Annotated in this window: 6 protein-coding genes and 1 pseudogene; 1 reads left to right on the top strand and 6 read right to left on the bottom strand. The window is 44.1% G+C overall.

Annotation, left to right across the window (positions count from 1 at the left end; translation table 11 throughout):
- The 4 genes from M977_RS23305 to M977_RS23320 all read right to left on the bottom strand — a co-directional run.
- Positions 1-647 (bottom strand): EAL domain-containing protein (locus tag M977_RS23305; RefSeq protein ID WP_064519406.1); only part of this gene is annotated, 647 nt, incomplete at its 3' end.
- Between the two features lie 688 nt (positions 648-1,335).
- Entirely contained in the window at positions 1,336-2,790 is a 1,455-nt protein-coding gene (locus tag M977_RS23310; protein ID WP_064519408.1) for an HlyD family type I secretion periplasmic adaptor subunit, read from the bottom strand.
- Positions 2,787-4,985 carry a peptidase domain-containing ABC transporter gene (locus M977_RS23315; protein ID WP_064519416.1) on the bottom strand — a complete coding sequence of 733 codons (2,199 nt, stop codon included), beginning with the start codon at positions 4,983-4,985 and terminating at the stop codon, positions 2,787-2,789. Before M977_RS23315 ends, M977_RS23310 begins: the two co-directional genes overlap by 4 nt.
- Positions 4,986-5,052: 67 nt before the next feature.
- Complete coding sequence (locus M977_RS23320) at positions 5,053-6,810, bottom strand: glycosyl hydrolase family 18 protein (protein WP_064519419.1); 1,758 nt, start codon at positions 6,808-6,810, stop codon at positions 5,053-5,055.
- Between the two features lie 1,631 nt (positions 6,811-8,441).
- Between M977_RS23320 and M977_RS25405 the strand changes: the two genes are divergently transcribed.
- Positions 8,442-8,663, top strand: a complete 222-nt coding sequence (locus M977_RS25405) for a hypothetical protein (RefSeq protein ID WP_157092131.1) — start codon at positions 8,442-8,444, stop codon at positions 8,661-8,663.
- Between the two features lie 177 nt (positions 8,664-8,840).
- On the opposite strand, the pseudogene M977_RS23325 reads toward M977_RS25405, so the two are convergent.
- Both M977_RS23325 and M977_RS23330 read right to left on the bottom strand, forming a co-directional pair.
- Positions 8,841-9,493 (bottom strand): annotated as a pseudogene (locus M977_RS23325) (IS6 family transposase).
- Between the two features lie 666 nt (positions 9,494-10,159).
- On the bottom strand, positions 10,160-11,568 hold a 1,409-nt coding region (locus M977_RS23330), incomplete at its 5' end, for a C2 family cysteine protease (protein ID WP_064519425.1).

The following is an 11,568-nucleotide window of genomic DNA, read 5'->3' on the forward strand; positions in this document are numbered from 1 at the left end:
CTCACACCTTCTGCAATGAGCGGCTTTTTATTCTCTGAACACAGCTTTTGCATGGCGTTTAAAAAAACCGCACCCTGTTTTTGCATACTGAGAAGATGAATAAGTTGATGGCTGATTTTTATTCGCTCAAAATCACCCGATACAAGAAGTGGAATGGTGGTTGTCCCCATACCAAAATCGTCCAGCCATAATGGAACAACATCCTTCAGGCGATGGATGACTGGATCATCCTTTCCATTAAGCCCTGGAATGACAGCCAGTTCATTTATCTCCAGACGGAGCCACGGAGCAAGAGCATCTACCTTATTTAGCCAGTAAATATCCGTAATTTTTTCAGCAAGATATCTATTAATATTCACTGAGACCGGTATTTTACGCAAATGGCACCAGGGTAACATCTGTAGCAATAACTCAAGCTGCCATTGAAATATCAGGAGTTGCTCTTCATTACACACAAGAGAGAAAAATAAAAATGGTGAAACAGATTTATTCGCGTTCACATCGTGAATACGAGTGAGTAACTCAAGGGCAACTAGCTCTCCCTCACCGTTCCAGATGGGTTCCAGAAAAGGGGTGAGCCGTAATTGAACGCCATTTAACAATACACTGTATTCGAAAGAATATTTATGATCCCAGCTTATGGACATAGGACACCTTATTTATTTATCTGAAGGCCAGATCGGTGATCCATGCACTTATTGTATTAATATCTGGTGTAAGAACGGTATGTTGGGTAGAACAGAACATAGACAACCCCTTTTAGAAAAGGATGATTTTTCGCTATTAGGTTTTACTTTTTGCTTATCACAATGGTGTGAAAATAAGGATGAGCACATAATTTATATTTATTTAACAGCACCTGATTAGTGCTCAATGACAGGAGTAAAATAACTCAATCGAAAAAAAACCACAACATAAAAAAGGAATAATTCATTTGTTAAAAAATTGCTCATTTAATGCTCTGGGATTAATTACGCTAACCTTTGCATATTCGAATCGATGAAAATCAGTTATTTTTATTGATTTCTTATTTTTTATGGCTCATGCATTCTATGTGGCACTCCGTAATACTTTGCGAGTGAATTGTAACTATTTTATATTGCTGTAAATATTCATGCCAAAAAAGACTTTATCGTTTAATATTTATTGCCTGAAGAGAGAGTAAAAGGTGATAGTCCTTTAGCAAGCTGAAATATATGTTTTCTTAATTTTTTACACATATACTGACTCATATTTATATAAAAGGCTGTGTCGAAATCCCGCCAAAAACAGCTTGCAAAGGGCAGAAATACCCTGCCCTTTGGATGATAAAATAATCGCAGGGTTATGATTGCATCATCTTTCATGTAATGAACTGGACGTCAGATCGTAAACCGGGGAAATTAAATAATCTATCAGCCTGCGTCGGTCCGTTTTTATTTCGGCAACAACCCCCATTCCGGGTACCAAATTAATTTTATTACCATCTGCCGAAATGTAATTCTGTGACAGAGAAACGGTGAGTGGGAATACCAGTGAGTTGGTTGCCTGCCCACCGCCGGAATTTCCCGACATATTATTTGTCGAGTGCGTCGGGTCACGTTGACTTTGCTGCGCGTCGGCATCGGGGATTGCATCTTTAGAAATTTTTATCACCGTGCCATTGACGGTACCATAGCGGGTAAACGGAAAGGCATTGATCTTCACATCCACATGTTGCCCTTCCCGGATAAAACCAATCTCCTGATTCGGTATGTAAGCAACCACCTCCATGCCAGCGTTTTCCGGCACCACACGCATTAATTCATCACCTCGGTTAATAACCTGTCCGGGAGTGGTCAGACTTGAGGCAGCAATAATACCAGCAGTCGGACTGACCAGTGTCATATGATTCAACTGCGCCTGGCTTTCTTTAAACTTTTCACGCAGGCTCGCCGCCTGACGTTCCGCTTCGACTAATTTTTGTAGATTGGTCGCCACATAGTTATCACGAGTTTGTTGAAATGAGCCGCTGAGAATGGCTTTACTGGCAATAATATCGCTCAATTGTGCTCGTGAACTGGAAAGATTATTTTGCGCCTCTTTGACATTGGCGATGACCTGCAGCCAGTCGTCACGTGAAACCACCTGCTTTTCAACCAAATCTTTACGCAAGTTAACGCGCTGATTTAAAGTATCAATCAGACTTTCCTGCAAATTTATTGCTGAACGGGTGGAAGCTTCCTGCACCTGGTTTTGTATCAGTTTTGCCTGAATATCCTCAAGATCTGAATTGAATTTAGCCAGCTCACTGTGCATCACGGCATCTTCACGTTGACGAATGTCATCGGGAATAGCGCTACTGGCAGGCCAGTCGAGGGGGGTATTGATTGCCAGTTGTCTGTTGCTCAGAACGAGCGCCGAGGCTCTTGAATCTTCCACTTTTCGCCGAATTATCTCCGCTTCCCAGGAAACAAGTTGTGAGGAGATATCGCTGTGTTGTGCCTGAACATCATTCGCTTCCAGCAGAACCAGCGTTTGCCCGGCCTGGACACGATCTCCATTCTGGACCAGAATCTGTTCGGCTTTCCCGTTGACCATTGATTCCACGACTTTCACATAACCTTGCGGCTGTACCTTACCTCCGGCGGTCGCAATCACATCGATTTTGCCCACCATTGACCAGATGAACGCCAGTACGACTAACCCGCAAATGGTATATAACAGTTGTAGTCTCAGTGGTGAGGGTGGGGTCTCCTGCACTTCAAGGGCTGAGGGGAGAAACTCATAGTCCTGGCTGAATTTTTTATTTTTTAAATCAAAAAATTTCATGCTATTTCCTCCTCTGAGTTTGACTCAGCTTCAGCCGGGCTTTGTGACACATTCTGTAATGACCATAAGCGGGCATACAACCCGTTGCGGGCCAGCAGTGTGTCATGCGTGCCCTGTTCCACAATTTTCCCGTCTGCAAGGCAAATGATTCGGTCACAATCTCGTACCGTTGAAAGACGGTGAGCAATGATCAAGACCGTGCGTCCTTTCACCATGAATTTCATGTTATTACGGATAATGTTTTCACTTTCATAATCCAGGGCACTGGTCGCTTCATCGAGAATAAGCATCGGCGGGTTGGTTGCCAAAGCCCGGGCAATAGCAATACGTTGACGCTGACCACCCGAGAGGTTTCCCCCACGTTCTTCCACCATCGAGTCATAGCCACGCGGCAAGCGTGAAATAAACTCATCGGCCCCGGCCAGTTTTGCGACCTGTATAACAGCGGCCCGCGACATTGTCGGATGGGCAAAAGCAATGTTGTCGTGAATACTGCGATTAAAAAGCATATTTTCCTGAAGTACGACGCCAATACTACGGCGAAGCCAGGCTGGATCGACATGGCTGATGTCGACGCCATCAATGGTAATTTTGCCCTCATCAGGTAAATAGAGTCGCTGTGAAAGCTTGGTCAGCGTTGATTTCCCTGATCCTGAGGAGCCCACAATCCCAATGACTTCACCCGGTTGAATCTCCAGTGAGATATTATTGAGAATCAATGGTGAACCCGCTTTATAGGCGAAATTGACATTTTCGAAGCGCAGATGGCCACGCAGTGGAATACTTTCACCCTGTTGTTGAGCAGAAAATTCTGGCGGCTGATCCAGGATATCGCCTAATCTTTCCACAGAGACCTGCACCTGCTGGAAGTCTTGCCAAAGTTGGGAGATCCGTAAAATAGGTTGTACGACCTGACCGGAAATCATATTAAAAGCAATCAATTCACCGACACTGAGCTGACCGTTAATGACTGCCGCTGCGCCAAAAAAGAGAATCAGAACAGTGAACACTTTATTGGCAAACAGGATGGTATTCTGCCCAAGCGAGGTCAGTTGAGAAGCCTCAAAGGAAGTTCGGACATAGCTGGAGAGTTTGTCTTCCCACTGCTTGCGAAACGCGGGCTCTACCGCGGATGCTTTTATAGTTTGAGCTCCGACGATTGACTCCACCAGAAATTGCTGACTGGCTGCACTGGCGTAAAATTTATCATCAATCCGTTTTTTAATCGCCGGGCGCATGACCAGGGTGATTAGTACATAGACAGGAATACTTGCGGTCGTAATCAGCGCCAGAAACCATGAGTAAAAAAACAGTACTGCCAGAAAAATAACGATGAAAAATAGGTCAATCACCGAGAAAAGTGCCTGTCCAGTGAAAAAGTTTCTGATATTTTCCAGCTCACGAATGCGCGCCACGGTATTACCGGCGCTGCGGGTTTCAAAATAGCGCATCGGTAATGCAAAAAGATGATGAAACAGACGGCGTCCAAGCTCCACATCAATACGGTTTGCCGTGTGGGCCAGTAAATAAGTCCGTAAATAACGCAGAATGACATCAAAAATACTGACAATCAGCATTCCCAGGGCGATCACAATTAATGTTTCATAACTTTTATGTACCAGCACCTTATCGATGATGATCTGGAAAAATAGCGGCGTGATAAGAGCAAATATCTGGATAAATAGTGATGCAACAACAACGTGAATCAGCGGCTGGCGATAGCGTTTGATAGTAGGAATAAACCATTCAATCGAAAAACCACGCGGATCTTTGCCCTCTCCGCGTAATTTACGCTGCACCAGGATAATTTCGCCGTGAATTTTCTTCAGCAATTGTTCAACTGGAATATTCATCACACGGCGATGTGTGACGTCATACACCCGAAACAACCCCTGATCGTTTTTGTCAGTCAGAACGTAGTAGCGCCCATCCTGAAAACGTGCCAGTGCCGGTACTGGCAGGTTCTTCAGGCGCTTTTCAGTGATGTCTGATATTAGCCTGGCTTTCATGTCAATAAGGTGGCTGGCTCGGATGATATCCTGTGCATCAACGATTTTTTCTTCAATCGCCAGCTCTTTGATTAGGTACTCTGGTACCGCAGGAATGCTGTAAAAATGTGCAATGGAACAGAGTGCGACAATGCCTTCGCCGGGCAGAACCGTCTCTTTTAAATTGATATCGGGCAATATGGTCATCTCTGACGACTCCTTATTTCTGCATAATAATTCAGGGCTTAATATCAAGCCCTGAATTAAATCGCGATTAACTGCCCATCAGAGTTTTGGAGAAGTCATAATCATTTTGTGACATACCACTGTAGGCGCTATCTGCCCACGGCTTACCAGCACCGTTGCCGTTATCACGGCCAATAGACCATATTCCTATACGACCAACGTCAGAGTTAGATTCTGCGTAATGCGCCACCTGTGAGGCATCTTCAAGAGTGAAGATCTCTTTGTTGTCGTCATTGACGCCAATCATAGGAGTGATACCCACTTTAGTGTCTGACAAACCAGCAGCCCTCATCTGACTGATAGTTGCATCGGACGCTGCAATGGTGCCATCGCCCATATCCGGTTTGCCAGTAAACAGTGAGTCATACTGGCCACCGAAATCCATGGTCATAATGTTGACGAGATCCACGTGTGTGTTATTAGATACAGCACTTTTCAGCACATTCACACCATCTTGTGTCAGGCCATTTTGTAGCACAGGAAGGGTATAGGACACCTGGAGTCCGGGATTGTTTTTTTCCAGAATCGTAATGGCCTGATTACGCATATCCACGGACTTTTTATCGGCAACAGCCCCACCTTCAATATCAAAATCAATAGATGTGGCATGGTATTTATCAATCGCTGTCTGATAAAGCGCCGCCAGGCTGTTAGCATCTTTAGCATTCAGTGCAACTTCGGTTCCATTTTCGCCACCAAATGAAAGGATAATACTACCGCCAGAATTCTGGAATGAACTGATATCTTTATCAATTTTTACAGTGTCTTCTGTCGCGGCATTATTATCAATAGGTACAACACCACCCCATGAAAGCCCACCCTGACTATTAGCTACCAGGAATCCAAGGCTAAATTCCTTCACACCCGAATTATGGCTGATAGCCGTTAAGTCGGGTGTTGGCCAGCTGGTGACATCAACGTAAGGCGCATACTCATAGCTGGATGAACCTGATACCGGTGTTGTGACTGGTGTTAGTGGATCTGATACCGGTGTTGTGACTGGTGTTAGTGGATCTGATACCGGTGTTGTAACTGGTGTTAGTGGATCTGAGGTAGCAACCGACGTTTCTGAACCGCTTCCAATTGGGTTCGTGTTCCCTGTGACACCTAATGCGCTCTGCCATTCAGCAAGGGCCGTCGCGTCTTTAGCACCAATATTGCTGATAGAGAGTTGAGACAGTGTTACCCCATCTAAAACATAAGATTGATCATTTGATGGAATAGAAATCACCACTGAGCCATCTTTTTCAGTAACGTTAAACTGATCTGCCTGCATCCAGCCGAAATCCAGTACATCAGTCGTAGGATTGAAACTGAGATGGGTGTTGGCGCCCCAATCCCAGGCGATAGTTTTCGTTGTAGACTCCACCGAAGATGCGATCTGACTGGTGGCTGGCTCAGATACTTCAGGAATGGTACTGCCTGGGGTAGATTGTTGGGTTGTACTATCTGGAGCAGCAGACGAAGTATTAAGATCGGTCAGCGGTATTGCATTACTCGTATCCGTCGGAAGCCTGTTTCCACCAGTGTCTAATGCTGTCTGCCATTCATGCATTGCCGTGCTGTCTTTAGCATCAATGTTATTAACTGAAAGCTGCGAAAGTTTAACCCCGTCTAATATATAAGACTGGTTATTTGAAGGGATAGATATCACAACCGAACCATCTTTTTCAGTGATATCGAATTGATTGCCCTGCATCCAGTCAAAATCCAGTACGTCTGTCACTGGATTGAAAGTGAGGTGAGTATTAGTAGCCCAACTCCAGGTGATAGCTTGTGTTGCCATATATATATCCTCTTTTTATATGATGAGACTCAGTCAGCCAATAGCAAAAATCATTAGCCAATCATTTGTATATCAGATGAAATAATACAAATTATAATACTAACGATCTCGATAACGACTATCTTTTATACCATTAAAATCAAACTTAAGCTGTTGATTTTTTTTGTTTTATTTGTTATTTAATTAAAGTTAAAATGATTAATTAATTAAGTATTAATACTCATAGAAAGTGTTAATCACAGGCGCTCACAACTTTATCACGACGACCCATAACGAAAGCCTCACAAGGGGGTATATAAACACAAGATGGTGAGGTGATGGCATTTATTAATATTTGTTAAAGCTGCGAAAATGATAAAATAAAGTAAAAAGAAAAATTAGTACGAAAAAATTATTTTATAAACAATTTTGGCTTTGATAAAATCATTTATTTCTAATTCGCATGCCTTCCGTGAACAAGATCTTATTTCAAAAATAATGTGGGTATAAAATAATTAAAACTCCATGTGAATGACATGGACATATGTGATCTACTGATTGTGCGGCCAATCACGCGAGATCACATATATGCTTACCCGTGTAGTACACCAGAAATTTTCCGAGACCTGCGGAGGTGAAAAAATATAAAATGAGCTTGCCGAATGCTCGAAAGTTCCTCACTACACAATCTCACCTTATTATATTAAAAATATTACATCGTTCCATTCATTTACTCATTAAGATAGCTCGTTATACAAAATGACAGAATGCACATATACATCTACAAAAAGTAATTCCTTAACGCTTGCCGTCATACCATCTCACCCAATAAAAAGTGATCATCATCACAGATGAATTCAGCCCTGCAAATGTGATGATGATGTTGTATAGCCGAAGAATGAAAAATGAACAGAACTTTCGCGATGAGAAAAGTGAATGGTTTGGCCTTGGCCATCCACAGTATAACTGAAGGGCGGATACGAGAGCTGAGTCTGCATGCTATATAGTTGTACTGCAGCTAACTTACTATAATACTGAAAATAAGTCATTAAATATGATATATCAGGTCAGTAGCATCAAACCAAGATGGGTGTTTTTAATCCTGACGTTAGTGGGGGATATCTTATACCACTCCCCGCTAATTTTAAGAATAGCAGGTCTGGATATCGTTCTGAACCAGAATGTCAGAGTTTACCAGCGTATGGCGCTGGTTTATTAGCTCTGAGTCCGTGGCGATATCTCACCTCCCAATGTGGGCACTTTATACCGATAAGTTTGTCAGGGAAATCTTTAAACACTAAAGCGTAATAAAATTATATACAAAGAGTATAATTACCTTAAATTACCAGTTGAAATTTTTTCTCAATTTTAAGATATTAGCATCTGAAAAATCATAATATTTTCAAGGTGTAATCCTTGTAGCGCTTTTTGCCGCATCCCGTGATGCGGTTTTTTTTATATAATATTGTAGCCTCGACATTCGTTGGAGCTTTTGATTCGAATTAAACATATTGATGAGTTCTGTGAAACTTTCAATTTATATTAAAACTGCTTATTAACATCCAAAGTGACCATTTTATTTAAATTTGAGGAGTCTTTGCTTATCCAGGATGACCTTCAGATAGTTGTTACCTATCAATAAGAGGTTAGTTGTGACAACAGTTTATTTTTATTTGCTTTTGGCTTCAGGATTAACAGGAGAGGCATCCTGGAATGTAACACCTATGCCAAACATGGAAGTCTGCGAGCAGACCTTGAAAAAGGTGATGAATGGAATTCCGGATGATAATTACGGTATCGTCAAAGCACCATCAGCAGGGAAGTGTATAGCCATAATTAATGAAGGTAAGCGTGGATCGGGTACCGCCGGGTGACTTTCAGACACATTCGCCAAAGTGGTTTACTCCAAACAGTGAGTTACGCAACAAAAGTTAGACATTAGATCGGAAACTGACGACTACCGAGAAACGCCCATTGAAATTCAAACAGTAAGATTCAAGGCACTGTTGCAAATATGAAGATGGACAAGACTCCTGCCTCATAGTAAAGGCTTACATGTCAAAAACTCTGCTCACCAGACGTATCTCGCCCAGGGGATGACCAAAGTAAAATGATTCGGCCTGACCTTTGCGCAGCGCACGCATCACTTCAATGCCCTTAATCGTGGCGTAAGCCGTTTTGATTGATTTAAATCCCAGCGTGGCATTGATTATCCGTTTCAGCTTGCCGTGATCGCATTCAATCACGTTGTTACGGCACTTTATCTGTCGGTGCTCCACATCCGGCGGACATTTTTCTTCGTGCTTCAGCAACGCCAGCACCCGCCCGTATGTCGGGGCTTTATCGGTATTAATCAGCCATGGAGTTTGCCAGCGCTTCGTCTTATTCAGGAGTTTCCCCATAAAGCGGTATGCGGCTTTACTGTTGCGGCGTGAGGAGAGATAGAAATCAATGGTATAGCCTCTGCTGTCGACTGCGCGGTACAGATAACGTTAACTTTGATATAAGTTTCATCCAGATGCCATGAGCTAAACCCGGAAGGCTGACGCCAGTACCAGCGGAGACGTTTCTCCATTTCAGGGGCATAACGCTGAACCCAGCGGTAAAGCGTGGTGTGGTCGACGCTGACACAGTATTTACAGTACCAGTGTACCGCCCACAGAATAATTTCACGACTGAAATGCCAGCCTTTAAATACGTTCATAATTAGCATCATGGGTGAAAACAGCAGCTAATTTTATCAGCGCGGCGATCTTTGAAATAGTGCCACAAAATCAATGATATGCACATCCATACACGATCTACCTCTTGTAGAGGACGTTCTGAAATAGATCGGTCGTTTTTTAAACCATTGAGATGGATGTAAGGGGAATACCGACGGAATAAATAATTGCTTAACGTCAGTAGAAAACGAAGCCGCCTCTGAAATAGCTGGAAAGCTGGCTGCGTGAAGAGATGCAAACGCTATTAAGACCGTCAGAATTGACGAGGGTGTTCATCTATGCTCTGAATCAGTAGTTAACACTGACCTGCTATGCAGAAGATGACTGAGCAGAAACAGATAATAACCTTGTGAAAATGCTCTACAGATGGTGAGTTTTGGTCGAGAAAAATTCCTGTTTTTCGGTTTGGATCATGGAGCTGATCACAGTGCATTTCTATATAGCCTGACCGAGACGTACAAACTGAACAGAGTCAATTAGGGTCTCTATCATCATGCGCTAATGTTATCGCAATCTGGTCACTCGGATGTATTGCTCTAATTAACACTCGCCAATACGGCTCCCGCGGTACACTTACGATATAGCTTGCTTTAGTTTTTCAAAAACATACCCACTCATAGGAGTGGGTATTAACTCGATGAAAAATATTAAACCAGCGGTTTTGCCATGAGTGATGTATTAGCATTAGCTGGCAATGCTGCTGTCACATCTGAGCTTGCCCCCGGCATTGCGGCCATTGTCGCCATAGCCGTAACCAGCTGCCCCGCAGCCCCACTTGCTCCGTTTGAATTCGCAAAGGCAATACCGGTACTGCCATTTCCATGCTGCCACATTTGGTCCATTGAGGCTTCAAATGTCCCGGCAACGCTACTATCGTTACGGTCGGCTCCCCACGGGTTGGTCAGGACAAAATCATTGGTTGCATCATCAAATCCGATAATGGCGAATGCATGCGCATGGACAAAATTGGTCTGCCCGGTAACGGCATCTTTTGTGCTTTCCCAGCTGGAAAGTTGCGCAGGTGCACCATTCAGTACGGCGGTTTTCAGCAGTTCAAAATCCGTAGTATTCCATTTATCCTCAGTCGTGCGGGAGGCCCAGAAACTGGTATAGCTGTCGCCGGTGATTTCCTGAATTTTTCCGAATCCCCCCTTAAGGCTTGCATATCTGTTGTCAAGATTTGAATAGGTGGATTCATACGCCACGTTTGCCCGCTCGGCAATCGCCACCCAGCTGGAGCTGGCAACACTGTTCCCGTCGACAAACACATTATTATCAACCGTGACCCAGGTCGGTACGCCGTTATTAAAGAACCTCACGCTATACGTGTTATTCGGGTTCTGAACAAACATCGACTTAATAAAATCAGGATTGGTTGTCACCACACCCTGGAGAGCTGACAGGAAGGAGCAGTCACCGTCCTGTCCCTGGTGAATATCATTAATCGTCGGGCCACCATCAGCAAAGAGTGGACGTCCCACAGTATCATCGGTGGAAGAAGAGCATGGGGCATTAGTGCCATCCATCCAGTTGGTGATGAGCTGGTTAAACTGCGTTGCAGATGAACCCACCCCCAGGCAACCAATGCGGGTAAATACCCCGACCTCCTGCGTGGCCAACTGCACCGAAGCACCGCCTGCCCCTGTTATCATCCCGTTGACAATCGAGTAGAGCGAAGAGTCCGTTCCACAGACGCTGCCAATAGTCTGCACGTAGCTGGTTAAATCGCCATACTGCGTGGCGGTCAGTGGATCGGTCAGCGACGAGGCAAAGCTTTTCAGGACTTTTTCAACAGTTTCAAAGTCGTAAAGCGACGTGTTGTCAGCCGCAGTGGCCGTCATGATGTTTTTCAGCGTGGTATCACTCAGACCATTAATCAGTGCGCTGCCCGTGCTGGCAGACGTGGATAACAGTGCCAGCTGGCTTTGAGTCAGGGTGCCCCGTTGTTGCGCAGACAACGAGGTTGAGATACCCAGCAGTTCGTCGTTATTAAGGGACTGCAACACATCGCTGCCCAAAGTCTGAATATGACTGACATCCAGACTTGCGATGATGG

Origin of the sequence: Buttiauxella gaviniae ATCC 51604, from assembly GCF_001654835.1 — a bacterium.
Taxonomy (GTDB): domain Bacteria; phylum Pseudomonadota; class Gammaproteobacteria; order Enterobacterales; family Enterobacteriaceae; genus Buttiauxella; species Buttiauxella gaviniae.

Excerpts from the sequence above, each read along its gene's own strand:
- M977_RS23310 (WP_064519408.1), bottom strand. The coding sequence starts at position 2,790 with ATGAAATTTTTTGATTTAAAAAATAAAAAATTCAGCCAGGACTATGAG.
- M977_RS23315 (WP_064519416.1), bottom strand. The coding sequence starts at position 4,985 with ATGACCATATTGCCCGATATCAATTTAAAAGAGACGGTTCTGCCCGGC.
- M977_RS23320 (WP_064519419.1), bottom strand. The coding sequence starts at position 6,810 with ATGGCAACACAAGCTATCACCTGGAGTTGGGCTACTAATACTCACCTC.